We start from the raw sequence: 25,533 nt of genomic DNA, 5'->3' as shown, positions 1-25,533 counted from the left end.
AAATAATAAACGCCCCTTAATACTTAAAATTTTCTACTCCACTTTTTGCAACTGCGCTACTCTTGGATCAACAATTTTTTGTCCCAAGCTGGCAAATTTAATTGCTACAGACATTTTACTACCCGTTCCGAAAACATGGGTAATTTCACCAAGTCCAAAAGTTTTATGCAAGACTTGATCGCCTACTTGCCAATTCTGGGTTGTGTCTTGTTTTCCATTGGGAGTAGAAGCAGTTTTGGTATAACTTTGACGACTCGCGCGTTTGGTAGATATTAATTCTTCTGGTAATTCGTCGAGAAATTGCGATCGCATCGCAGGTTCACGAGAACCATACAAACGCCGTTCCCGCGCGTGTGATAAAAATAACCGCTCTTGGGCGCGAGTAATCCCCACATAACACAAGCGGCGTTCTTCTTCCAAAGATGCAGGGTCACTTAGCGATCGGTGTCCGGGAAATAGCCCTTGTTCTAATCCCACCAAAAATACTACGGGAAATTCCAAACCTTTGGAAGCGTGCAAAGTCATCAAAGAAACGGCTGTCTGTCCTTCTTTTAAGTTATCCAAATCGGAACTTAGGGCGGCGCTACTCAGAAAGTCTCGCAGGGAAACCTCTTCGTTTTCTTCTTGAAATTGCAGTGCAGCGTTGTAAAGTTCCTGAACGTTTTGTACCCGATCTGTGGCTTCATCTGTGCCTTGACTCATCAAGTCTTGAACGTAACCAGAATCTTCTAGTATTCCTTGCAAAACCTCTGTCACCGGAAGCGTGGCGACTTGTCCTTGCCAACGGCTAATCATTGCGGCAAAGTTATTTACAGCTTTTGTCGCTCGTCCAGCTAATGTATTAACTGATGTCTCATCGCTGAGTATTTCCCACAAAGTTGTGCTTAGTTGCTGAGAGGCGTTCATCAAAGCATCAATAGTGGTTTTGCCAATTCCCCGCCGGGGAGTGTTAATAACTCGTAATAAACTGACTGTATCAGCTGGATTATTTATCGCTCTTAGATAAGCGACAACATCTTTAATTTCTTTGCGATCGTAAAACCTCATTCCCCCCACAACTGTGTAAGGAATTCGTCTTTCTACTAAAAATTGCTCAAAAGGACGAGATTGAGCGTTTGTTCGATAAAGTATGGCAAAACTACCCCAGTTCAACTCAGGATTTTGCTGTTCTAAAGTGGTAATTTGATTAATTACAAATGCTGCTTCTGCAATTTCTTCATCGGCTTTGTGACAATGAATTTGCTCACCCGTACCCCGCGTCGCTTTGAGGATTTTATCAATCCGTTGGGTGTTATTTTCAATGAGTTCGTTAGCCGCTTGCAGAATGTTTTCACAAGAGCGATAGTTTTCTTCCAGCTTAACCATCGTTTGGGTGTCATCATCTGCCAAACCATCGCCAAAGTCTTCCTGAAATCCCATTAAAATAGTGAAATCTGCCATCCGAAAGCTGTAAATGGATTGATCCGCATCGCCCACAACAAAAACTGAGCGATTTTCCCATTTCCATTCGCTCTTTTTAGTTTCGCCATTAGTCACTAATAAGTGGATGAGTTGATATTGAGTGCGATTAGTATCTTGATATTCATCTACGAGGATATGGCGAAATTGGCGATGCCAGTAATTTAAAACTTTCTCATTTTGCTGAAATAATCTTGTAGTAACTAGAATCAAATCATCAAAGTCGAGAGCATTATTTTGTGCTAATTTATCTTGATAACGATTATAGACATCAGCAATTACCCTTCCGCGATAATTGGGTTGATCTTGCTCAAATTCTTGTGCTGATAAGCCTTGGTTTTTAGCGTTACTAATAGCGTAGCGAACAGAACGGGCATCAAATTTTTTATCGTCTAGGTTTAAGTCTTTAGTAACAATTTCTTTTATCAGGCTTTGAACATCAGATTCATCAAAAATGGAGAAATTGTTAGTCCAACGCCGCCCTTTTACATCTTGATATTTTCCAAGCTCAGAGCGAAGAATACGAGAGCATAAGCTGTGAAAAGTGTTACACCACAAGAATTTTATCGTTTTTTTATAAACTTTTGATCGCAATTCCATTTGTTGATATTCTGTCAACAAATCTAACTGCTTACCGTGTTGTTTCATTGCTTCTTCTTCAGCAAACAGCCGGTGAATCCGTTCTTTCATCTCCCGCGCGGCTTTGTTGGTAAAAGTAACCGCCAGGATATTTTCTGGATCAACGTTGTGGTTCAGAATCAGATTCGCTATGCGATAAGTCAGCGCTCGTGTTTTACCGGAACCTGCGCCAGCAACAACTAGTAACGGGCCGCAGTAATGTTCGACAGCTTGGCGTTGGCTGGGGTTAAGGTGACTGAGAAAGTCAAGGGTTGTTGTCATAGATGTGAAAAAGCGATCGCCTGGCGTCACATCATCAGACACCAATGTGGGTGAACTTTACCACAAATATTGTACCAGAAAAAACATATAATTTCTGTCGGGGCAATTCATGAATTGTCCCGACAATACGTTAACTTTTCTACGTAGAAAAGTTAGCTATGAGTTATTCCTGCGCGTTGTGTCGTAAAATCAGCCACGGGGAATCAAACATCAAGAAATAGTAGGCAAGCTCTAACTTGTTCTGTTGTCAACAGTAGGGGCAATTTATTAATTGCCCCTAAAGGTTTTCGTGGGGACATGACAATGTTCCCTAAACTGTGGTTTATTTGCTTGCAAAACGCTGTACATACCTAACTGAGAGTATAGTCATCAATCGGACTATTGACTTCTTGAGTACCCAATTGACATTAGGGAACAATACACGATACATCATCATTGAACCGTTAAATTTTTAAAGATGAAAAATTTCTTTAATTGCAGGTTTTCCCAGTATAAAGAGGGGTGGATATGGATTTTAGCTTAATTGTATCCAACATTTTGAATCCGCCAATCTTGTTTTTCTTTTTAGGCATGACTGCTGTTTTTGTCAAGTCTGATTTGGAAATTCCCCCACCAGTCCCCAAACTCCTTTCGTTGTATTTGCTGTTTGCCATTGGTTTTAAAGGAGGGGTAGAACTAATCAAAAGCGGACTGAATCAGGAGGTAATTTTAACACTCCTGGCAGCAATGTTGATGGCTTGTTTTGTTCCAATTTACACCTTTTTTATCCTCAAGTGGAAACTGGCTACTTACGATGCTGCCGCGATCGCAGCAACCTACGGTTCTATCAGTGCCGTCACTTTCATCACCGCCGGCGCTTTTCTCACTGAGCTTGGTATTCACTATGATGGTTACATGGTAGCAGCTCTTGCCCTGATGGAATCTCCGGCGATCATTGTTGGTCTGATTTTGGTAAATATATTCACCGCCGATGAAAAGCGAGAGTTTGCTTGGTCGGAAGTTTTGCAAGAAGCATTTCTTAATAGTTCAGTTTTTCTACTAGTCGGTAGCCTCTTAATCGGTGTCTTGACAGGAGAACGTGGTTGGCACGTATTAGAACCCTTTGCTCAGGGGTTGTTTTATGGCATGCTCACCTTCTTTTTATTGGATATGGGACTGGTGGCTGCCAGAAGAATTAAAGACTTGCAAAAAACCGGAGTTTTCCTGATTTTATTTGCCATACTAATTCCAATACTCAATGCAGGCATTGGGTTAGCGATCGCCAAATTCATCGGTATGCCTCAGGGAAATTCGCTGTTATTCGCTGTATTGTGTGCCAGCGCTTCTTACATTGCTGTGCCTGCGGCGATGCGGATGACTGTTCCCGAAGCAAATCCCAGTCTATATGTTTCTACCGCTCTAGCAGTCACATTTCCGTTCAATATTATTGTGGGAATTCCGCTATATCTCTACGGAATTAACCTATTCTGGAGGTAATAATATGCACGTAGTTAAAAAGATAGAAATTATCGCCAACTCCTTTGAACTTGCCAAAATTTTAGATAATTTAGACAAGTCCGGTGTACATAGCCATGCCGTCATTAGAAATGTTGTTGGTAAAGGATTACGAGGAACGACAGAAGATTTAGACATGACCATGCTTGATAATGTTTACATCCTCGCGTTTTGTATGCCAGAAGAACTCAAGCGTGTTGTCGAAAATATCAAACCACTCCTGAATAAATTCGGAGGTACTTGTTACGTTTCCGATGTGATGGAAATTCGCTCTGTCAGATGTATCGCGTCTCTGTAAGAGAGTTATAAATTCAATGAAACATTTCATAGAACGTCGTGACTTTTTGAAGTTGGGAATGACCGGGGCATTTGGGATGATGCTATCTGCCAGCGATTTACTCTGGCGGGTAGAACAGGCTAAAGCTGCCGAAATCCCCTCAACTTCTGCTGAATCCCTCACTCCTGATGCAGCTTTGCAAAAGCTGATAGAGGGAAATCAGCGATTTGTCAATCATCATCCCCAATACCCTGATCAATCTGAGCTGCGGTTGCACGAAGTTGCTCAAGCTCAACATCCATTTGCAACTATTCTCAGTTGTGCGGATTCACGAGTACCCGCAGAAATTGTTTTCGATCAAGGCATTGGGGATATTTTTGATGTGCGGATTGCCGGAAATATTGCCACACATGAAGCGATCGGCAGTATTGAATATGCAGTTGTTTTATTAGGTTCTCCGCTGCTGATGGTAATGGGCCATGAGCGTTGTGGGGCTGTTACCGCCGCTGTCCAAAACGAATCGTTACTCGGTGATATTAGTAGTTTTGTGAAGGCAATTAAGCCAGCTGTAGAAAAGGTCAAGAGTCAACCAGGTGATGCGGTTGAAAATGCTGTGGTGGCAAATGTGCAATATCAAATTGAACGGTTGCAAAAATCAAAGCTTTTAACTGAGCAGGTACAATCGGGCAAATTGAAAATTGTCGGGGGTCGTTACGATTTGGATACAGGGATAGTGACTATTATTACTTAGTTTGAGAGATGAGGGAGCAGAGGGAGAAAGTATTACCTTATTATTTCCCTCATCCCCCCAGTCTCCAATCCCCAATTCCTAATCCTAATTCAATCCTGCACAGTCATTGGCAGACGAATAGTGAAAGTAGAGCCAATTCCCGGCTGACTTTTGACAATAATTTCACCACCCATCATCTGGCAAAAGTGGCGACTAATTGCTAACCCCAGTCCCGTACCTCCATACTTTTTCGTAGTCGAGGTATCTCCTTGGGTAAAAGGTTGAAATAACTGCTGCTGTTCACGGTTAGACATACCTATACCTGTGTCGCTAACGGTAAAAGTAATCATACCCAAAGGAGCATCCAATCGTACTTCATCCTTTTCTCTGTTGACTGTCAGCGTCACCTTGCCGTTTGTAGTGAATTTACTGGCGTTGCTGAGTAAGTTTAATAATACCTGCCGCATCCTAGTTTGATCGGCATACATTGTGCCAAGTTGTTCATCAAAATCTACTTCTAAAACATTGGCATTTTTTTCGATAGCTGGTTTGACTGTGAGAACAAGATTATGAATCAGCGTCGCAATCTCGAATGTCTCAGGATAAAGAGTCATTTTCCCCGCTTCAATTTTTGACAAGTCGAGGATTTCGTTAATCAAGTGCAGTAGATGCTTACCAGCAGCGTTAATTGTTTCTAAGTCTGTGATAAAGTCTGCCGATAAACCAAGATCGGTAGCGTCGTCTTCTAGTAGTTGGCTTAAGCCAATGACAGCATTTAATGGTGTGCGTAATTCGTGGCTGACATTGGCTAAAAATACGCTTTTTGCCTTGCTAGCAGCTTCGGCTAGTTCTTTAGCTTGTTGTAGTTCTTTTGTTCGCTCAGATACTCGCTCAATCAAACGATTTAGAGATTTGGCAAGTAGCCCAATTTCATCTTCAGTGGTGACAGGCGCTCGTAAATCGAAATTATGTTTCCTGGCAACTTGTTCAGCTACTTGGGTTACAGTGATCACTGGTTCTGCGATCGCTCGACTGGTACGCCAAGCAACAATAGCTGCGATCGCTACGGAAACCAGCATACTCACGATCACAATAAATCGCTCAACTATTTTTGCTTCCTCAACCGCTTTTTGCCTTTCTTGCTCTTGATCTTCAGCAGTTTGCAGGATATTAGTCAAGTTCTGCGAAAGCTGATCTAACTGCATGGCTGTTTCACCACGCATAATTGCTAATAACTGCGATCGGGCAGAGTTAATCTGCTGAGGCTGAACTTTTTTGGAGTCGATTTTCTGTAATACAACTTCTATTTGGTCAACGTAGGCTTTTAAATTATTCTTGTAATCTAGCAATAACGTCTGTAAAGTCGAACTTGTTGCTGCTAGTCTTTTAGGTTTACTATCGATAAATCCGCCAATTTTTGACTCTAGTTGCTTGGCTTTTTCAACGTTCTTCAGAAAATCAGCTTTTTTACTTTGCAGTTGTTGTGAATTTTCTAATACAGCAACTAGGTTAGAGCTATGTAATTGTGCCCCGACTACTGCATCTTTATAATTACTCAGTAGTTGCCCTTGTTCATAAGCTTGATTGAATTGTCTAACTTCCTTTCCCCGGTAGTAATTAGCAATCACTAACCCAGTCAGTGAGCCAAAAAAGCCAATTCCGATAGCTACAAAGTACCCATAGCCAATTTTTTGATGGATGCGCCAAGAACTAGCTTTGAGTTTCCCTCGTGAGGGAAATTCTATAGTTGGGAGTTCGTCTGTCGATTGCTCTTCGGCTGACACTTTTTTGCTTTCTGAACTGCTGTCAATAGGGGTTGGCTTTTGAGTTGGCATTTCTCAAACCTCCTTGCCTTCCCACAAAAATAATCAAATTAGCCTAGCTTGTGCAAACACTTCAATTAGCCATTAACATCTACATTATCTTCTTTTATCGCAATAGAAAATAATTGCTTACTAAATAATTAGCATAGCCTTATACTGTACAAGTATTTTTTGCAGCTTTTTTACTAAGTACAATTGCTATGACAAACAGAATTTAATTTTGTCAGGAGCAACGATATAGTTTTCTGCACTAAAGACCTGTCTGAGAGCGTCTTCTCCTTACCATACTACTTTCCTCAATATGCTAGTTGATAGCAATGAGTTTTTGCCATACCTACGTCATTACTCTACTTTACTGCTTCCTTATAAAATTAATACAATCAGGAAAAAAACAAAAGTTTGATAATTGTTGGGTATTAGGCATTGAAAAGAGGCAGAGGGGCGGAGGGGAAAACTCTTCTCCCTTGTTCCCTACTCCTCTGCCTCCCTACCCAGGCACAGATATCATAAAATAGGTCAAATGTCTAGTTTTTGTGTATTCACAAAAACTTTTATTACGTATTAATATCAATACGAATAGGTTAATTGACGAACCCGGCTTAAGATGGCTTAAATATCAGATAAAATCGGCTTCTAGGCTTATATAAATGAGAGGTGGACTTTTTTTTGCATGATTTGTACTTAGATTTAGTACGATTATGAGCAAATGACATGGAATGGGATAATCACAACTTGGGGATTCCAGTTGATTCCAAAAAATAGAACTCAGGAAGTTGATTATAATACATCCTACTGCCTTCTGAGTTCTATCCTCCTACTGACTATCTACCTTGTAGTTGATGCAGTAGATATTAAGGGGCAATTATGGTTATAGGACACTAAAACCCTTTTGTGTCCTTCACCCAATTGTACTGATGCACTTGTGCATTACCTAATCAACACCCTTTTGGTTGTAATTATCCAGATTAGAAAAACTCAACTGTCAAATTAATAGGAGTGAAAATGCCAGAACAAGAATTTACCGAAACCCCATCTAAAGAGACTACAGTGGCAGAGATCAACAACCAAACGGGAACCATCACCAAACTCCAGCCTCCGGCACAGCCTCAAGACGAATGGGTAAAATACGGGGAGCAAATTTCTACCTTTTTAGCAACATTACCAGATTATCTGGGAAGCTTCTTTAATCAATATAAGCAACCCCTGGTGACAGTTGGTTTGATTATAGGATCAATTGTTGCCGTTAAAGTACTCTTGGCAATATTAGATGCTTTGAATGATATCCCTTTGGTAGCACCTACTTTTGAGTTGATCGGTATTGGTTACTCTGCCTGGTTTGTTTACCGCTATTTACTCAAAGCTTCAACCAGGAAAGAGTTAACTAGTGAAATCACCACTCTTAAATCACAAGTTGTCGGTAAAGAAATTCCAGAAGCTTAATATCTAATTATCGCTTCTCTATGAGATTCCACGGGTAGCTTACTTCTGTGTAAGAGTATGCTCTAATTCCAAATTAGCGAAGCCTGAATGCCGATTTACGGCGTTCAGGCTTCTCTCAAAATGCCCTACTAAGTTCATTAACAATTCGTATAGAACTCGCTCCTTCTGCCCTTGCTTTAATTACGAATTATCTAGCTTGCTTCTTGCCGGAGGTGAATATTACGAATTACGTTAGCGTAGCGGTAGCGAGTATTCGAGAGTCATTACGAATTACGAATTATTGTTGAGACGAGCCTCCAGTGGGCAATTTACCCTTTGGGTTCACTTTTGGAGTCTGGGAAAGTTCTGGAGATATTTTGGGCGATGCCTGCGGCGGGCTAGGTCTACGCACTATATTAGGAGATGTAATTGCCTCCAATTTGCCCCGTTTTACTAAAGCTTGATGAATCATCGCCGCTACTTCCGCCCGACTAGCGACTTTGTTGGGATCGAGGATTTGGGGATTTGGATAGTTAACTACCAGACCATTGGTTGTAGCAGTCGCTATTTTAGCTATAGCATAAGGTGGAATATCTTTAGCATCTTTATAGACACTAATAATCTGATTTGGGGAAGTAGGGGCTTTCAAATTTAACCCACTAACAAGGGCAACTAAAACTTGTACTCGTGAAATATTTTGTTGTGGTTTGAAGGTTTTTTTCGGGTAGCCTTTGAGAAATCCGGCGCTGATGGCTTGGTCAATTGCTGGAGTTGCCCAGAATTTTGTTGGTACATCTTGAAATGCGATCGCAGTCTTAGACGGTTCTTGGTCAAAGGCTTTTTCTAGTATGGCAGCAAATTCAGCACGGTTTACAGGCTGATTTGGTCTAAAAGAATAATCAGGAAACCCTTTGAGAATTCCACGGGCAGAAAGAACGTCTATAAAACGCCGACTCCAAAAGTTATCGGGCACATCGTTAAATGCAATTGGCGGCGGAATGATTGATTTTGGTCTTGCTGGAGTGACTAAAGGCAAAGCTGATGATTTAATTGATGACTCAATTTCTGTTGCAGGAGATACAGGTGTTTGTGCTTGTGAAGATGGAGTCGGAATTACCAGAACAGATGGCAACATTGCGCGGTAAGGAGTTGCGCTGTTAGTGGGAAATAAAGGTGTGGTGGGTTCAACAACAGCCTCAGGTGGAGAATAGGGAACGTTGCGGGGGACTACATAAGGTTCTACTTTGGCAGTAGGAGAGGGCAATACTTGATTTGGTTGAACACTAGAAGATGGTGTGGCAGAAGGCAGGAGTAGCCCGTTTAAGTTCCAGCTAGAATCTCTGCGGGACAATGACCAAAAAAGAATCGCTCCAACAGTGCTGAAGGCAACCAAAATGGCTATAAATTCATCAAAGCCAAGGGCAGTTTTTTGAGATGACTCCGGTTCGGAAGGAGGTCTATTTGTCATCGTGATTACCCTGGTAGCAGTAAAAATTTGTGTCTAAACAAATTAAGCCACAGATAACTCTTTTACACCAGCCCTTTTTTAATTCGTAATTCGTAATAGGATATCAGGTTTCTGGTTCAACGCCGAGCGATGTCTAACGACAAGCCGCTTTGCGTCTACGCAATTGGGCAGCTAGGCGATCGGCTCTTTGAGATTCCTGTTCTGCTCTTTCATCCCCACTCAACAACAAATTACCTTCTAAATCCCACCAACGCAGCCAGGGTAATTCCACATTCTGATAAACTCCTAGCCATAAACCTAATTCAACACCCAAAGCAACTATGGGATAATGTCCTCGTTCATTTGCTGGTAATATCTGATACTGTCCTTCAATTAGATGATAAACTTCTAGGCTGGCTTTACTCGCTTCATAAATGCCGTAGAAGGCAGGACGAATCACCTGCTCATAAATCCAAAATTTACCCTTCAATGGAGTTTTATCCCGTTCTTCACTACCGTCCCCAGAGACAAATTCTAAAACAATCAATGGGGCAATAAACTCTCGCCACAACACATAAGAACGTCGCGTTTGTCCATTGAGCAAAAATGGTACATTCGGTACATAAAACCAATCTGGTGCTTCTGCGCCTTTTTCAAGGGGATCAGTCAACCGCCAGTAAATCCCTAAGTCTTGCCCTATACAGTATTCACCTTCAGGATTTAATTGCTTAAGGAGGGGTGTAATTGAGTCAGTCAGTTAGTAGGATGCTTTGGGGATGCTCTTGCCAATTTTTGCCTCCGGCACGCTCCGCGAACACAAAAGTACCATTGGACTCAGGAAGTTGAGTATGATCCGGGAAAGGGAAAGGAGTGAGGGCGTTGAGTGGATTGATTACAGAGGTCATAACGCTACCTTTGCACTCTTCGTAAAGGTTATTTTTAGTTTAGCTTGCGTAGGCGTAGCCCGTCGTAGACATCGCTTTCTAAATATTCTCTTCCCAGATTATAAATCGCACGCCAATGACTTCCAATTGCTTGAGAACAATTTTCAGCTTGATAGACAATTAGTATTATTAGATACCTAAACTGGAACCGAATTTTGAGGGTGGCAGAATGTAAAATATTAACTTATTGTTTACCTGTCTTTTAAAAAATTAGGGTGTCTAGTGCGAGAAGAATTCAGTAGCCAAATCTCACCGCCATTTTTGTCTCTTGGTAGCGATCGCGATCTTGGTTTAGATTCAACCCTCCAAGAACTACCAATGTATAATTTCTCGGTGGAAATTAGCCACACTGGTATGGAAGTGGCTAGTTTTTTGGAAAAATATCCCCTGCTACCAGGAGTAATTTTGGTAGAACAGGGACAGTTTATTGGGATGATTTCGCGGCGGCGATTGCTCGAATTTTTGATTCGCCCATTCGGACAAGAGTTATTTGTTCAGCAATCATTAGCTGTTCTCTACAGCTATGCGCGGACACCGATTTTGCTAGTTGCTGATACAACATCCATTTTAACAACAATGCAACTTAGCCTAAAGCGATCGCCAGAATTATTAGCAGAACCAATTGTAGTACAAACCGAATCTGGTGCTTATAAATTGTTAGATGTCCAAGAAGTGAATATTATTTCTTGGCAAATTCGGGGAATCGACAATCTGATCCGGTATGAACGCAGTCAAGCCCAAATGATTCAAAATGATAAAATGGCAAACTTGGGGCGTTTGGTAGACGGTGTAGCCCACGAAATTTTAGACCCAGTGGGTTTTATTTGGGGTAACATCATTTACGTTTCAAACTACAGTCAAGATTTACTCAAACTTATAGCAGCTTACGATCGAGAGTTACCATCAGTTCCTCCGGCAATTAATCAAATTAAAGAAGAGATTGAGTTTGATTTTTTAGAGCAAGATTTGTCGCGATCGCTTGCCAGTATTCGCACGGGAGCGGAAAGATTAAAAAAACTAGTTACTAGCTTACAAAACTTCTGTCACATTGATGAGCTTTATCCGAAGCCAGTAGATTTACACGCCTGTATAGATAGTATTATTTTATTAATTAATAGCCGTCTTCAAGGAGAAATTGAAATAGTCAAATACTATGGACAATTGCCCCCAGTCTATTGCTTTATGGGGCAATTAAACCAAGTTTTGATGAATATTTTAAGCGAAGTTGTGGATACTTTACTCAACGACGCAGTGCGACAACAGTTACATTTAGAAGAGACAAAGACTGTTCAAAAACCGCGAATTGAGATTACCACACAAGTTATATCACAAGAAGCAAGTAATCCAGATGCACCAGATTCTCGCTGGGTTTTAATTCGTATTGCAGACAATGGTTCTGGAATGTCTGAAGAATTACAACAGCAAATCACAGAGTCTTTTTCTTTTGATACAAAGAATGGTAAAAATACTAGTTTAGCATTAAGTTATCGAATTATTACTGTGAGACATGGCGGTAAATTGAGTTTTGATTCACAGATTGATATAGGTACGAAATTTGAAATTTTATTGCCTTTAGTTTGATTAATTCTAAATTACGAATTACGAATTAAAGTTGTGTTATATTACTGGCCAACCTTCCTGCTGGATAGGAATTTGAATCACAAACTCCGTTCCTTTTCCAGGTGTCGAAAAAAATTCTAACTTACCGCGATGTTTTTCGGTGATGATTTGATAGCTGATAGCCATGCCCATTCCTGTCCCCTTTCCAACAGGTTTGGTTGTGAAGAAGGGGTTAAAAATCTGTTTTTGAATCGATTCAGGAATTCCAGAGCCATTGTCTGCGATCGCAATTTTTACCCATTGCAAATCAACGACTGAGGTACAAATCGCGATCAAACTGGGCTGATCGCGGATTTCCTGATAAGTTCGTTTGGCATTGAATTCTTCAAGAGCATCGAGCGCATTTACTAGAATATTCATAAACACTTGGTTTAGCTGACCGGCGTAGCACTCTACATGAGATAAATTGCCGTATTCTCTGATAATTTGAACCCCTGGGCTTTTATCAGTGGCTTTCAGGCGGTGCTGCAAAATCATCAAAGTATTGTCGATGCCTTCATGAATATCCACCGCTTTGCACTCAGTTTCATCTAGGCGCGAGAAGTTACGCAGTGACAGCACAATCTCTCGAATCCGCTCCGTCCCGATATTCATTGAGTGCAATACCATAATTGCGTCTTTTTCTAGAAACTCTAAATCGATGATTTTGCGTTCGGTCTGAATTTCAGCAGGTGGGTTAGGGACGTAACGGTGATAAAGTTGGACAAGTCGTAATAAGTCATGAGTGTATTGGCTGATATAGCTGAGATTTCCATAAATAAAGCTAACGGGATTGTTGATTTCATGAGCAATCCCAGCCACCATTTGACCAAGGGCAGACATCTTTTCGCTTTGAATTATTTGAGCCTGCATTTTATGCAAACTATCTAAGGTATTTTCTAACTCTTGACCTCTTTGCTGCAAGTCTATTTGAGAGTCTTCTAACTCACAAATGACTTTCTTAAGTAAAAACTCCTTTGTTTCAATGTCAATTTCTAGCTGGCGGCGTTCATTTTCGCTGCGTTCGAGCTTTTTCCGCAAGATACGGTTTGTTTTTTCCAACTCTTGGATCTGTATGGAATTGTCTTGGTTATCCATACACTACTCATTTTGTCCCTATTAACAGGGTTACAAACGTTTTATTATGAATTTGGGTTTGACCTCCACCCACTATAGGAGCAATTTCACCATAAGCATAAAAACCACAACAAGGTAATGCCTTTGGTAAATGAGTTTTGACAAGCTGATATTCAACTCTTGCTAAAGTTCCCAGAATTCGCCGACGGGCTGCACAAGAAATAAGTAATGCTGCTGTTGGCTCCACACCAGGATAATCGGTAAGAGCATTTTTCAAAGATGTTTCAGAAGCGGACAGAATATTGTCACGAGTTGTATCGGTGATTTGCACAATTGCCTGTTCAGGAATATCTAAGAAGAACTTCACGCTACCAGACTGTTGATCGTAGCCATTGGGTGCCCGTAAATAGAAATGATCTCGATCCTCAAAAACTGCCAGAGCATAGATGGCATAATTGGACGCAAATCTTTCTTCACCGAGATAATGCCGATAGAAATCTAAGGCACGCTGTCCATCAATTTCATAGACGACGTTACCATCCACTTTAGTTACACGGCTACGTTGACTAATGGGATTCCAACCACAGGCAACTCCGTGAGAAAATAGTAGTCTTCCAGAGAATAGCAGCACTGGAACTGAATCACTCAATACTTCACCTTGGAAGAATTGGTAGGTTTTGTCAAAGGTGTAGTCATCGGCAGTCATTCCCCCAATGATGGGAATATGTTCTCCCAGGCTTTGTTTTAAACCTTCTAAAATTAAAACCCCATTGCTGGTTAGACTATCGGGGAAGGTAAGGCACAATTGTGGTACAGATGTACTTTTTGCCTGAGCTTGGGCGATCGCTTCTTGGGCTACAAGGGCTGGATTTTTGGATACTCCTCGGCCAATACCTGAGTGAATTTCCACTTCATCGCTAGCAAACAGCATTAAGGTCAGAGAATCTTGCTGAAACTCCAGAATTGAAGAGATTTCTCCATTTGTAGTTCCACCAATCAACTCAATTCCAGGAAAAGCATCTTGGATGCGTTGCAAAATTAACGCATGGTCAAAATCTATAGCAGTGAATAAAACTCCAGCTTGGGGAAGGAAGTCGGCAAGAGAACGGCTACATTTTTGAAGAACTTCAGCGATCGCATTTTGAGAGTCAGGATCGTCGCTATGGCCAACAACAACTCGAAACACAACTACCTCATTGTAAGTTTAAAGACCGGGTAGCTGATCCAATTGGAATCTCAGCACCCAGCAACCTACACTTAGACTTCCCACTTACTTGAACTAAATCTCAATTCATCTGCAATAAATTTTCGCCACGTTGGTAAATTTCCCGCGCGTGATCAGTCCAAGCGCCTTGTCCCCAATAACGAAAACAACTGGTTTGCAGCAAAAGGTTATGTAGAAGAACGTTACGGTATTGAGATTGTTTTGTGATAGCTTCTGCTGAGTCAGTTTGCAGCAATGGATCAAACTTCTGATGGAATAAACTACTTAACTGATACATCGGAGACAACACATTTTCATATCCTTTTACCCAACTGATATGATTTGTCCATGAGGCTCCATCCAGATGAAAATTAGAGTTTGTTTGCTTTAATTCTTGAATCGCATTCTCTACAGCTTCCGGTTGATTATTTTCTGGTGAAACTCGCTCCCAAATTTGATGTTGTCCCACTGGTTGACAAGTTGGATAATCTTCAGGTTTGCATCCCGCTGCTTCGATTAATTCTAAATATTCTGTACCACACATACCAACTACACCTGATTTTCCTCCGCCGTTATTTACCATATCCCCCCAAGCTTGTTTAAAAGCGCTAGGAAATTCATTCATCATCACGCCGCCATTTTCGCCATCGCCAATTTGGCTAACTATTGGTGGCACAAATACACTGCCAATTTGTTGTTTGGATAATGTTTTGGCTTCATAATAAGGCTGCATTTGTGCAACTAATTTAGTATCGGAACCTTGGGTTTTAATTAAAGCTGTGATACTAATGGTTTCACCTTGAGAATTACGGGCAATTAGACGATGTGGTAAATGTTTATGAGTAAGAGATTGACCCGTAAGAGTTTCTACAGAATGTTCTTGAACAAGTAGCCAGCGATATCCACATTCTTTCAGCGCTTTTACAAATTCAAAGAGAGCGTCGGGGTGATTTGGTAGGTGCATTTCTGGCGGCGAAAATCCTTTGACTCGCGCTAGCGCTTCCCAGCCAAAAATTGCCGCAAAGTGATGTTGCCATGCAACGATCTGCAATTTAATATCTGCTATGGGTGTGGACGGAATAACTGCATGGCTCCACGTTGTACCCAGCCACTCTACATAAGGTTGATAGGTGCGATCCCCAGTAATCCGTTTCAGATTATCGAGAACATCACCGCGTCCCATTTGCCGTAGTCCCCAGAGAAGATTACCAGAGTAATCCAACATTACACGGGGATTGCAACCTTGACTGACGAGTTCGGGGATCAAGTCTGCCATGCGGCTGTAACAATGGGCAAAAGGATCTGCATTGTGATTATCCCCTTCATGAGGATGTTCAAACATATATTGCAGATTGCTGATCAGTGTACCGCTATTTCCAGCAGGTATAGTTGGCTGGTGCATGTGTAAAGCGATCGCAAACACAGCATTTACGTCTTCTAAGCGGATATTCGTTGTTGGTAAAAATACTGGTCGATCGTGGTTAACCACAGAGAGAACCTCTGTTTCCCAACCAGAAATATTCGGTAAGCCATCAATGATTTCGGGCAAAGGAGTCAGAGTTGTGGGGAAGGAAAGCATTTCTGGTTGCTCCGAAACAAGGTATGTCTAATTATGCGATCGCACAGCAATTTCTGATCTGCAACTTTATGTATTGATGCAAACTGCGATCGCCTTGTAGTCGCCAATATCTCTATAATTCAAGCGAATCTTTCTCCCCTGCCTCTTTGGTCAGCGATCGCTCTCGGTGTCTCCCCTTCCTACGAGACGCTACGCGAAGGGATCAGTTTTTCAATCAGCCGTTGTCTTCTTGGTGCTGGCGGTGTTGCTATTCGTAAAATTAGCTCTAACAACCAAGGGGCGAGGCGTTGACACAACACGGCTAAATGACTTTGCCATCCGACTAAAATTTCTGCTGAATCATTTCGCATTCCGGTGACGAGTGCTTTAGCCACTTGCTGCGGAGTCATGGGGATCACCCAGCGAAATAATTTTAAGTCGCGCACCATGTCTGTATCTGTCAGAGAAGGCAGTAATGCAATGACGCGAATATTGTGTTCAGCTAGTTCTTGGCGCAAGGCTTGGGTAAATCCTAAGATGGCAAACTTGGTTGCTGAGTATGTCGCCATCGTTGGTGCAGCCACTTTCCCCATCAGGCTCGATACATTGACAATTGTCCCTTGTCTTTGGCTAGCCATGCGTCGAGCAATCAAACTAGTGAGGTTGTACATTCCTAACAAGTTCACCGAGAGTTCTTCTTGAACTTGGGACATTTTAGATTGCAAAAATGAGCTTTGGTATGCGACTCCCGCACAATTAACCAGCAGGTGAATCTGTCCGTAATTGCGCCATAGTTGGGCAACAGCGATATTTACTTCAATTGTCTGTGTCAAATCTAAGTCCACGATCGCAGCTTCCGTACCCATCGCCTCAATTTCCTTGGCTACCTCCAATAACTTGCGGCGATCGCGTGCTACCAATATCAGTCGCTTGATGCCTTGTTGCGCTAATTCGAGAGCGATCGCCCGTCCAATTCCACGCGAAGCCCCTGTAATTAGGGCAACTTTACCTTGAATCTCCATTGGTTTTATCCTCTAAAATTTAAGTCTTACCAAACTCTTCGTTATTACCGATACACACAAGCAAGAGCTACTTGCTTGTCGGCACAAAGTAAGACAAATAATCAAACTGAAACCAAGCCTTTAACAACGAGATATTTCTTAGTTAATCTGCAATCACTCATAGTTGTCTATATGAGGCAGAAATCTCTCGTTTTTAACCCGTCAAAGCCTAACACACTTGGCTGAATGGGTATAGCTCATAGATTTTATTTCTCCTAGATCCGAGCGTTCTATCAGCATCGTTGTCATACACACGTTAGCAATTAAATCAAGGTAGTGCAATATTTTTTAATAAGAATTTCTTAATACTTCTTAACGACAAGTATATATATAAAAGATTTTATTAGATAAGTTTTTATAAATCCCTCAGTACAAATATCTCTCTTTCCTGACAAATAGCCTGATTTTGAGAAATTATGACACCTAATTCTCGCTTAGAAACAAAAAAGACATATAGTGTTTTGGCTTATGGTTGCAATACTTAGGTATTTCAGCTATTTTGCAGCCTTGCAGCAGTATATTTACTGATTTATTTGATCTCAAGGTCTCTGATTTCTATCTTTGCAGATTAAGGTTTTTATGGCTAGCACCAAGCATATTGTTTTATTGCAAACTTAAATCATTCGAGAACAATACGATCCCCGACTTATTAGATAAGTCGGGGATCTAAGATTTTCAAATAAGATTGCTCTAGTTAAAACTGTAAGTAAGCTAATAGACATAGACATAGGAGCGAAAATTAAATATGCATTACCTGAAACCCTTTGTAGGGACAATTCATGTAGACGCAAAGCGGTGAAGCAGCGCGGTCTTGGGGGTTTCTCCCATGAGCGACTGCTGTTAGCGCAGCGTTAGCGACGTTATGAGCGTCACCCGGAGGGCTTCCCGCAGGGTATTTTCCCTAGGCCTTTTCTGTTAGCCTTGCCACGCCACTACTCCCTGTCTAAGTTGTAAATAGCTGAAAAATGCTATAAAAAAGCGCATCAGCTTAATCAAGGGTTTAAAAAGTCTAAATGGTTTCCTGGTTGGGCACGCAAATCTTCCACAGTCCCCTGAATTTGTAATTTCCCTTGATTTAGTAGCACAATCCAATCAGCACGAGCAATTACTCTCGGACGGTGACTAATCAGAATCGTAGTTTTGCCTTGGCGATGGAACAATAACTGATTCAAAACTTGAACTTCACTAACAGGATCGAGTCCAGCCGTTGATTCATCTAAAATCAGGACTGGTGGATCGTTGATGATGGCTCTTGCTATAGCTAATCTTTGCCGTTGTCCACCAGAAATATTTGAGCCAAATTCACCCAATACAGTTTGATATTTTTCAGGTAGTTTACTAATAAAATCGTCTGCCTCAGCAATTTGACAAGCGGCGACAATCTGCTCAAAGGTGGCGTGAGGAGAACCTAACCGAAAGTTTTCAATAATAGAGCGACTCCAAAAATGAGCATCTTGTGGAACAAGGACTACTTGTTGTCGCAAACAATCAAGGGCTAAGTCTTGCAGATTATAAATCCCAATACGAATGTTACCAGAATTAGGTATATATAAACCTGCAATCAGTTTAGCCAGAGAACTTTTTCCACAGCCGGATGTACCAACTAGGGCAATAACTTTACCACCAGGAATAGTTAGGGAAAAATCTTCCAGTAACTCTAGCCTCCCAGGGTAGTGAAAGTTGAGATTTGTACAACTAATATCAGCATTGCTAAGAATCTTCGTAAAAGGTTTTTTAGTATCGCCTTGATTTTCCGGTGTAGAATCGATAACTTCTGTTAAGCGCTGCGTAGCAGTTTGGGCACGAGTGAATTCATCTATAAAGTTGAGCGTAGTTCCAATGAATCCTAAAAAATTATTATTCATCCCGCTAAATGCGAGCAGTTGACCGATGCTAAGTTCTTTACTAATAACCAGGATGCTGCCGAAACCAATTAGACTAATGCTGCCAATATTAGAAACTAACCGAGAGAAGATACCATTAATAATTCCAATTTGAATTGTGCGAAATGTTTGATTTGCTAAACGACCAAATCGGTTCTGAAATTCTTCCCAAAATTGGGGAGCAGCGGTAGTAGTTTTGAGTGTCAGAGCGCCTTTAAAGCTTTCAACGAGAACACCTTGGTTTTCTGCATCTAAAACTAATACTCCTCTGATTTTTTGTTGAAGTGTAGGCAGAAAAACAATTGTAGACAAACTCATTATAATTGCAATAATCACACCAATTAAGGTAAGTTTCCAACTATAGAACAGCATGAAACCTAAAGAAACTGCTGCAATAAATAATTGGCTTGGTAGACTAATAACTGCTTGAGAAATTAGTTGATTAATTTGTTGAATATCTTGCAATCTGCTCACAATCTCGCCACTGCGACGCGATTCATAGTAAGTCAAAGGCAACCGCAGGATTGTCCTGGCAAATTCTAGAATTAATCCTAACTCAAGCCGCTGGGCAAAATGGGCAATCAGGTTATATTGAACTAGTTGCAGACTGCTTGACACAAGATTCATCGCCACAACGGCAATAATCACAGCAGCAAGAAGCTGGGTGTCACCCCGGACTAATACATCATCCGTAAGAATTTGGAGCAAAATGGGAGAAGCTAATGAAAGCAGACCGATAACTAAAGCGCAGAGAAAAGCCTCGAATAGTATGCTTCGATAAGGCAATACACGCCGCATAAAACGCCCAAAGCCGTCTATCTTATCATCGGGTTGAGCATAAAAGCGAACCGAATCAGGCTCGAGTAAAAGCATCACTTTATCTGACCAAGCCTCCATTAATTCTTTTTTAGAGACATAACGGATGTTAAATGCTGGGTCGGCTACTATATATTTCTTACCTTTTTGACCATACAAAACAACCCAGTGAGTACCTCGCCAGTGAATAATTGCTGGCAATGGCGCTTGGTTCATCTGGTCTAATATTTCATTTGACGCTCTGACTGAACGTGCATTAAAACCCAGGGCCTCGGCTCCCCGCCTCAATCCCAACAATGTTGTTCCTAATTGCCCTGTACCTACCGCTTCTCGGATGTGATTTAGTGTAAAGTTGCGCTGATAATGTTTAGCAATAGAAGCAAGACAAGCAGCTCCACAATCTTCTTCACTATGTTGTGCAACAACTTGGTATTTCATTTCGCACTCCAATATCCAATAACATTGTGACAAAACCCAAAAAAATAGCAGGGTCTTATCCCTGCATGGTTAAAAATTTAGCCCGTAGTTAAGTCGTACTATGGTTTTAATACTTAGACAAAATATCGGATTTTGATGCTCAGAAAGCTGTAACCAGCAACTTACGTTAGTTATCTTAAATTCGCTTTATTAAATAAAAGTTGATACAGGGTGTATCAACTTTTATTATCCTTACTTATCTTTACGACTACTCAAACGTGGTGAACATCTTGAGGGAAAAGCTTAAGTGAAGCCTTATTGGCAGTTGCTAGTAGGCAAGCGCCAATAAGACTTTGTTAAGTTTGTTGAAAAAGGTGGGAAAAGTAGGTGGGTAGTAATAAACGTATGTTAGAGTTGACTTCGATAAACAAATAGCTAATAGCTCCTAATGGATTAAGTCAATTAGCTATTAAGCTACACGCCAAAGTAATTTAACCTGCGTCAACAGGTGAATTATTTAAGCCGTGAACTTCTATCCTGCGTAAAGACGCGGTTAATCGTGTCTTTACGTTTATTATTTCCCTTCTACTAAACCTCATATTTTTCCCTATTTCACTCTTCTCCTAGTCGTCTACAGTAATATCACCTATGATGACATCTGCACTCGTAGTGTTAGTAACATCTTTAACCGTACCACCCTTGATGTTTTTAACCACGACTTTATTGCTCTTGCCACCAGAGAGGTTAGCTTCTTCGCTGACGGTTAACTCGGTAAATAGTGTGCTTTGCATGTTTTTAGTTCTCACTTGATTGTTGGGATTTAGATAACGTCACACCAAACTCATAAATACAAAAAGCATATTTATGGGTTTTTCTGTGCCGTTAGGAACATTATATGGGTGAACTAGCTTGATAAAACAACTGTTTTTTGAAGAAATATGTATTACAAATCCTTAACAAGGATACTACTGAGCCAATATTAATACTATTTTTTGGAGAAAGTATAAGCTTTATTCTATTTGAAGGGATAGAACTTTATGGTCATAATTGTATAAGTAAAATTTGTGTAAATTTAGTAGCTTAAAGTTATATATTACATACAAAGAAGGAACTATTATTACGTATTAATACTAGTGGTAAGCGTTAAATCCCTTAAGAAGCAGTAAAAAATAAATTAAATAGTATTTTGTTATACAAATTCTTAAGAAACAAGTTTAGATAACTCAATAAGTTTTATTTTGCTTTTCTGTACTACGTATTATCACGTAAACAAAACTCATTTTTAATTTTACTAATACAAACAAACCTTAAAAGAGTATAAAATATCGTCATAGGAACGCTTTTAAACTCGCTTAAATACTTATTAATTAGAAGAGAAAAGAAAGGTGTTTTTTCTATTATAGAAACTTTTGACAACTAAATAAAGAAATGGTGAAATTTTAGAAGGAAATTATAAAGATTTGGTCTTTTTAGTAAAAAGCGCTAGCTGTTATTTACACTTAGGCTATATCTTGCTTATTAGGACTATTCTAAAATTTTCACCAAGTAAAAATCAGAAAGCCTGATTTTCGCTTGATGAATCTAGGGGCTGCTTGGGGAGGCATTCGCGTTCTCTGGTTAAGAAATTTGAACGAAGCACTAGAGCAGCGAATGACTGGAAGTCGCACTGGTTTAGCTATACAAACAAAGCCCGCCTGCGTGGAGTATGGTGAAATCAAGTAGCTCGCTAACCTCCGAGTATTTTTACTTATGTAGATTTAGAAAACAGGCTCCTAAATTGAAAATGCTCGTTCAATAAATAAACATCTATATATATAGATAAATCTTACTCAGCATTTTGAGATTTGGTATTGTAAGAAGTTCATAGCGACTACCTTCTTGCACTAGCTAGTTTTTCCTAGATTGTTTGCACAACCAAAATGTTTTTTAAATTTCATGCTTATTGACCCCCAACCGGACTTTCTCCGCCCAGTTGAAAGCGACGAATATCTTCCTCCGATTAGCAGCTGGACATGGCTGGGAGGGATATTTTTAATTGGAAGTGTTGGCGCTGCCTTCAGCCTTGCAAGTGTCATTCAATACAACATAGTAGTGAAAGCAGATGGTACTGTCCGTCCAACGGGAGAAATAAGGTTAGTGCAAGCAGCAGCAGAGGGAACGGTTAGAAGCATTAGGGTGAAAGAAAATCAAGTTGTGAAAAGGGGAGATGAGATTGCACTGCTCTACGACGCCCAATTACAAAGTAAAAAAAGCCAAATTGCCGGAACTATCCGGCAGAATCATTTACAAAGAACGCAAATCGATGCCCAACTAAGAGCGCTACAGACTCAGATTACAGCTGAGTCCAATTCGATGGGGCGGGCGATTATCTCGGCGCAAGCTGATCTGAGTCGTAATCAACGGGAATATAAAGACAAGCTAATTACGACTAAGGCAGAAGTGGAAGAAGTAGAAGCCTCTGTGGAGTTAGCGAGAGAGGAACTGACCCGATATCAGCAGCTAGCTGATACTGGAGCGATCGCCACTCTCCAGATTAAAGAAAAAGAACAAGCTTTTAAAGCAGCACTTGCAAGATTAGAACGGATCAAAACTGGACTCAACCCCAGTAATGCAAATGTGGAGATCGCTCAAGAACGCATTGCTCAAGAACGGGCAAAGGGTGATTCTACTCTAGCGGCATTGAACAAAGAAAGACAAGAACTTATTGGGCGTCAAGTAGAAGTTCAAAATCAAATCAGCAGCGCTCAAGAAGAGCTAAAACAACTCTCTACAGAACTGCAAAAAACTATAATTCAGACTTCAGAGGCAGGTACTATCCTGAAACTAGAATTAAGAAATCCTGGGCAAGTTGTGCGGATTGGGGATGCGATCGCTCAAATTGCTCCTAGTATGGGTCCTCTTGTCATCAAAGCCCGTGTTGCCGCTTCTGATATTAGCAAAGTGCAGGTGTGTAAAGTCGTACAAGTCACAAAATGTCCGGAAGGGGAGGTACAAATGCGGTTTTCTGCTTATCCCTACCCAGATTACGGCATCCTCAAAGGTGCTATCAGAGCTATAACCGCCGACGCTATTACATCTCAAAGTAACGGCAATCCAATTGCGCCTTACTATGAGGTGACAATTGAGCCAGAGAGACTTTATTTAAAAAAGGGCGATAAACCCTATTCCATTCAAGCAGGGATGGAAGTCACATCTGATATCATCTCTAAAAAAGAAACCGTACTGACATTTATTTTGAGAAAAGCAAGGCTGCTAACAGATTTGTAGGCTCCTTGCTCTATTCCATACCAGCCCGCCAGAGAATAAATTATCTGGCTAATAGCTTAAGTCTACTGAAGTAGACTGGAGATTTTTGGCGATATTTAGTCATCTTCAGATGACTTTAGCTATGAGGCAGGAATTTGAATTCCCGGCGGACGATCGGTTTTGCGTTAAGTTGACACCAATGTACCCTGCGTGAAGCTGTTAACTCGACAAGATGCTTTGCGTAGCTTGCTTCCCCGCAGGGGTACGCGTCTACATGAATTGCCCTTATACCTTGCGATCTAATTTTTTACCGCATCTGAGTAGGAACCGCTATATCATGTCTTTATAATCTATGATTTTCATCAAAAAACCTTAACCAAGCGTAAGTTCTATCACTATAACTAACGGAGTGTAGGAGTAGGTTGAGGATTTGATAGTTTGCTTGCCTGGGGAGTTGGCCCACTCCAAATTTGACGGAACTGATCTACCGACAAAGACTGTAGAAGACTGAGATTCAGAGGCTCTTTACTGATAAATGTGCCGTAGGAAGGCTGCAAATAGGAACGGTATTCAGGGCGGTTGAGGAGATGGGTTTCTAAAAAAGCGACGCTGAGGGCGTTGAGATAGGAATAAACAGCAGCACGATCGGGGCCTAGCAAGGCAGGTGGTACAGGTAAGACATCGTTTTGAGCAGTAGGTTCGGCGATCGCTGAAAAGTGTGTGGCGTTTTCGATTAAAGCCAGGTACTTATTAGAGTCAGAAAGCCAAGTAAAGGGGCGAATTTGCTCAAAGACGGGTGGTGCGAAAACATCTTGACTACCTGCTACCAGCATGACGGGAATTTTAATTTGACTGATTCCCCCCTGACCTAAAACTGAACTGTCAATGGGATTAATCGCAATGATGGCCTTGATGCGATCGTCTTTGAGTTCGTAATTCTTTGGGGGTAAATCAGTTGCTTGACACTGCAAAAACAGTGACAAATTAAAGGATGAGTTATCGGGATTACAATCTTGCCTTAGTTGCTCAAAGTTAATATTGGCTCCTGCTAGAGTCAAGACAGTATAACCACCAAAGGACTGACCGATCGCCCCAACTTGCTGAAAATTGAGTTTTCCCTGGAGGGTGGGATCGGACTTATCTAGACGCTGGAGTTCATTGAGTAGATATTTGATATCCAAAGGTCGGTTGATAAATTCTGCTGCATCTGGGGGCCCTGCCAAACCTGCAAAATATTGCTGAAAGCGTTCGGCATTACTACCAGGGTGTTCTAGTACCGCAACGGCAAAACCATAAGATGCTAGATGTTCAGCCAGATAGACAAAGGTAGAGCGGTCTGATGCAAGTCCATGAGAAATTACAATCAGGGGAAAAGGAGGTGAGGAAAGTTCTTTAGTACTTTGTGAACCTGCTGACGGCAGATAGATATCCACAGGTAGACGGCGTGAGCGAGAAATGTCATTTAACTCCAGGCTTTTTTTCTGCCAGGTGAATTTTCCTGGCGATCGCAAATCTGGTTGTTTGGAGAAGTCAATGTTGGAAGTGGCTGCTTGAGCGATCGCTTCTTTGTGAAGAGAGGCAAAAACCTCATCCTTTCTTTTGATCAATTGTGACAAGTCATCGACTATCCTTAACCCCTCCGTGAAATTCACCCGGATAGTATTGCTCGGAAATTTCCGCAGTAAATTCACAACCGTTAAACCCTCGCGATCGGCAGCAGCCAAAATCAAAGAGGCACGTATGGCATAGAAGCCATTCTTTCGAGACTCAGTGAGAAGTAATCTTCCTAGTTGTTTCACCAACTGCTCGCCTATAGGTGAGTAGGTAACTTGAGATACTAATGTAGGAGTGATATTAAAGCGTTGCTGGAGTAGATCCCGCAGTTGAGCGAGTTGTTCAGGAGTAGCACGATTAGCATAAAATGAAAAATCTTGATCGATTTTGCCAACTTTCGCAAAGGTTTCCAGCGAGTCCACGGATAGTGAAAAGTCACCGAAGGGAGGATAAAAAAAGCTAATGCGTTCAGCTCCCAATCCGGGAGTAGCAGTTAAGAACGTAGATAGCAAACCTAAACCGAGATATCTCAAAAATTTTTTCATTAGAATAACCCACTGTCTAACCCTGCCAAACAAGTTTGGACAGAGAGGAAAGCGGGGCGGGATCTATAACCGCTTTCCTGT

16 protein-coding genes and 1 pseudogene are annotated in these 25,533 nt (G+C 41.2%); 6 read left to right on the top strand and 11 right to left on the bottom strand.

Going from position 1 to position 25,533, the window contains the following annotated elements:
• Positions 1–33: 33 nt before the first annotated feature.
• Complete coding sequence (pcrA, locus tag HWQ39_RS05220) at positions 34–2,358, bottom strand: DNA helicase PcrA (RefSeq protein WP_292842425.1); 2,325 nt, start codon at positions 2,356–2,358, stop codon at positions 34–36.
• A 507-nt stretch (positions 2,359–2,865) separates the two neighbouring features.
• On the opposite strand from pcrA, the gene HWQ39_RS05215 reads away from it, so the two are divergent.
• Genes HWQ39_RS05215 through HWQ39_RS05205 form a run of 3 tightly spaced genes read left to right on the top strand, consistent with a single transcriptional unit; the run spans position 2,866 to position 4,880 of the window.
• Positions 2,866–3,834, top strand: a complete 969-nt coding sequence (locus HWQ39_RS05215) for a sodium-dependent bicarbonate transport family permease (protein ID WP_292842311.1) — start codon at positions 2,866–2,868, stop codon at positions 3,832–3,834.
• 4 nt (positions 3,835–3,838) lie between these two features.
• Positions 3,839–4,150: a P-II family nitrogen regulator gene (locus HWQ39_RS05210; protein WP_292842309.1), complete on the top strand. Its 312-nt coding sequence runs from the start codon at positions 3,839–3,841 to the stop codon at positions 4,148–4,150.
• Between the two features lie 16 nt (positions 4,151–4,166).
• Positions 4,167–4,880 carry a carbonic anhydrase gene (locus HWQ39_RS05205; protein WP_292842307.1) on the top strand — a complete coding sequence of 238 codons (714 nt, stop codon included), beginning with the start codon at positions 4,167–4,169 and terminating at the stop codon, positions 4,878–4,880.
• Between the two features lie 89 nt (positions 4,881–4,969).
• Here the strand turns inward: HWQ39_RS05205 and HWQ39_RS05200 are convergent, their stop codons facing one another.
• Complete coding sequence (locus HWQ39_RS05200; RefSeq protein WP_292842305.1) at positions 4,970–6,694, bottom strand: ATP-binding protein; 1,725 nt, start codon at positions 6,692–6,694, stop codon at positions 4,970–4,972.
• Positions 6,695–7,684: 990 nt separating this feature from the next.
• On the opposite strand from HWQ39_RS05200, the gene HWQ39_RS05195 reads away from it, so the two are divergent.
• Complete coding sequence (locus tag HWQ39_RS05195) at positions 7,685–8,122, top strand: CAAD domain-containing protein (RefSeq protein ID WP_292842303.1); 438 nt, start codon at positions 7,685–7,687, stop codon at positions 8,120–8,122.
• Between the two features lie 277 nt (positions 8,123–8,399).
• On the opposite strand, the gene HWQ39_RS05190 is transcribed toward HWQ39_RS05195, so the two are convergent.
• A complete protein-coding gene (locus tag HWQ39_RS05190) occupies positions 8,400–9,569 on the bottom strand; it encodes an S-layer homology domain-containing protein (RefSeq protein ID WP_292842301.1) in 1,170 nt (389 codons plus the stop codon).
• A gap of 133 nt (positions 9,570–9,702) precedes the next feature.
• A pseudogene (locus HWQ39_RS05185) lies at positions 9,703–10,453 on the bottom strand (Uma2 family endonuclease).
• A 261-nt stretch (positions 10,454–10,714) separates the two neighbouring features.
• Between HWQ39_RS05185 and HWQ39_RS05180 the strand changes: the two are divergent.
• The gene (locus tag HWQ39_RS05180) at positions 10,715–12,073 is read left to right on the top strand and encodes an ATP-binding protein (RefSeq protein ID WP_292842299.1); all 1,359 of its coding nucleotides are present in this window, start codon (positions 10,715–10,717) and stop codon (positions 12,071–12,073) included.
• Between the two features lie 36 nt (positions 12,074–12,109).
• Here the strand turns inward: HWQ39_RS05180 and HWQ39_RS05175 are convergent, their stop codons facing one another.
• From HWQ39_RS05175 to HWQ39_RS05150, 6 genes are all read right to left on the bottom strand, one after another.
• Positions 12,110–13,189, bottom strand: a complete 1,080-nt coding sequence (locus HWQ39_RS05175) for an ATP-binding protein (RefSeq protein WP_292842297.1) — start codon at positions 13,187–13,189, stop codon at positions 12,110–12,112.
• Between the two features lie 7 nt (positions 13,190–13,196).
• A complete protein-coding gene (locus HWQ39_RS05170) occupies positions 13,197–14,354 on the bottom strand; it encodes an FIST N-terminal domain-containing protein (RefSeq protein WP_292842295.1) in 1,158 nt (385 codons plus the stop codon).
• 100 nt (positions 14,355–14,454) lie between these two features.
• A complete protein-coding gene (locus HWQ39_RS05165) occupies positions 14,455–15,951 on the bottom strand; it encodes a glycosyl hydrolase family 57 (RefSeq protein WP_292842293.1) in 1,497 nt (498 codons plus the stop codon).
• A 179-nt stretch (positions 15,952–16,130) separates the two neighbouring features.
• Positions 16,131–16,952 (bottom strand): SDR family NAD(P)-dependent oxidoreductase, encoded by an 822-nt coding sequence (locus tag HWQ39_RS05160; protein WP_292842291.1) that lies wholly within the window; start codon positions 16,950–16,952, stop codon positions 16,131–16,133.
• A gap of 1,031 nt (positions 16,953–17,983) precedes the next feature.
• Positions 17,984–20,128 carry a peptidase domain-containing ABC transporter gene (locus tag HWQ39_RS05155; RefSeq protein ID WP_292842289.1) on the bottom strand — a complete coding sequence of 715 codons (2,145 nt, stop codon included), beginning with the start codon at positions 20,126–20,128 and terminating at the stop codon, positions 17,984–17,986.
• Between the two features lie 602 nt (positions 20,129–20,730).
• Positions 20,731–20,898, bottom strand: coding sequence for a hypothetical protein (locus HWQ39_RS05150; protein WP_292842287.1), 168 nt, complete (start codon positions 20,896–20,898; stop codon positions 20,731–20,733).
• A 1,144-nt stretch (positions 20,899–22,042) separates the two neighbouring features.
• Here HWQ39_RS05150 and HWQ39_RS05145 point away from each other — a divergent pair.
• Entirely contained in the window at positions 22,043–23,374 is a 1,332-nt protein-coding gene (locus HWQ39_RS05145) for an HlyD family efflux transporter periplasmic adaptor subunit (protein ID WP_292842285.1), read from the top strand.
• 380 nt (positions 23,375–23,754) lie between these two features.
• On the opposite strand, the gene HWQ39_RS05140 is transcribed toward HWQ39_RS05145, so the two are convergent.
• Positions 23,755–25,452 (bottom strand): alpha/beta hydrolase, encoded by a 1,698-nt coding sequence (locus tag HWQ39_RS05140; RefSeq protein ID WP_292842283.1) that lies wholly within the window; start codon positions 25,450–25,452, stop codon positions 23,755–23,757.
• Positions 25,453–25,533 lie beyond the last annotated feature (81 nt).

This window comes from Nostoc sp. NMS8 (genome assembly GCF_017115045.1).
GTDB lineage: Bacteria > Cyanobacteriota > Cyanobacteriia > Cyanobacteriales > Nostocaceae > Nostoc.
This window is presented reverse-complemented; position numbering and strand designations above follow the sequence as displayed.

What these genes read in the sequence shown, in the direction of transcription:
- HWQ39_RS05195 (WP_292842303.1), top strand. Translation starts at nt 7,685, where the DNA reads ATGCCAGAACAAGAATTTACCGAAACCCCATCTAAAGAGACTACAGTG.
- HWQ39_RS05145 (WP_292842285.1), top strand. Translation starts at nt 22,043, where the DNA reads ATGCTTATTGACCCCCAACCGGACTTTCTCCGCCCAGTTGAAAGCGAC.
- HWQ39_RS05190 (WP_292842301.1), bottom strand. Translation starts at nt 9,569, where the DNA reads ATGACAAATAGACCTCCTTCCGAACCGGAGTCATCTCAAAAAACTGCC.
- HWQ39_RS05215 (WP_292842311.1), top strand. Translation starts at nt 2,866, where the DNA reads ATGGATTTTAGCTTAATTGTATCCAACATTTTGAATCCGCCAATCTTG.
- HWQ39_RS05205 (WP_292842307.1), top strand. Translation starts at nt 4,167, where the DNA reads ATGAAACATTTCATAGAACGTCGTGACTTTTTGAAGTTGGGAATGACC.
- HWQ39_RS05175 (WP_292842297.1), bottom strand. Translation starts at nt 13,189, where the DNA reads ATGGATAACCAAGACAATTCCATACAGATCCAAGAGTTGGAAAAAACA.
- HWQ39_RS05165 (WP_292842293.1), bottom strand. Translation starts at nt 15,951, where the DNA reads ATGCTTTCCTTCCCCACAACTCTGACTCCTTTGCCCGAAATCATTGAT.
- HWQ39_RS05140 (WP_292842283.1), bottom strand. Translation starts at nt 25,452, where the DNA reads ATGAAAAAATTTTTGAGATATCTCGGTTTAGGTTTGCTATCTACGTTC.
- HWQ39_RS05160 (WP_292842291.1), bottom strand. Translation starts at nt 16,952, where the DNA reads ATGGAGATTCAAGGTAAAGTTGCCCTAATTACAGGGGCTTCGCGTGGA.
- pcrA (WP_292842425.1), bottom strand. Translation starts at nt 2,358, where the DNA reads ATGACAACAACCCTTGACTTTCTCAGTCACCTTAACCCCAGCCAACGC.
- HWQ39_RS05200 (WP_292842305.1), bottom strand. Translation starts at nt 6,694, where the DNA reads ATGCCAACTCAAAAGCCAACCCCTATTGACAGCAGTTCAGAAAGCAAA.
- HWQ39_RS05210 (WP_292842309.1), top strand. Translation starts at nt 3,839, where the DNA reads ATGCACGTAGTTAAAAAGATAGAAATTATCGCCAACTCCTTTGAACTT.
- HWQ39_RS05150 (WP_292842287.1), bottom strand. Translation starts at nt 20,898, where the DNA reads ATGCAAAGCACACTATTTACCGAGTTAACCGTCAGCGAAGAAGCTAAC.
- HWQ39_RS05155 (WP_292842289.1), bottom strand. Translation starts at nt 20,128, where the DNA reads ATGAAATACCAAGTTGTTGCACAACATAGTGAAGAAGATTGTGGAGCT.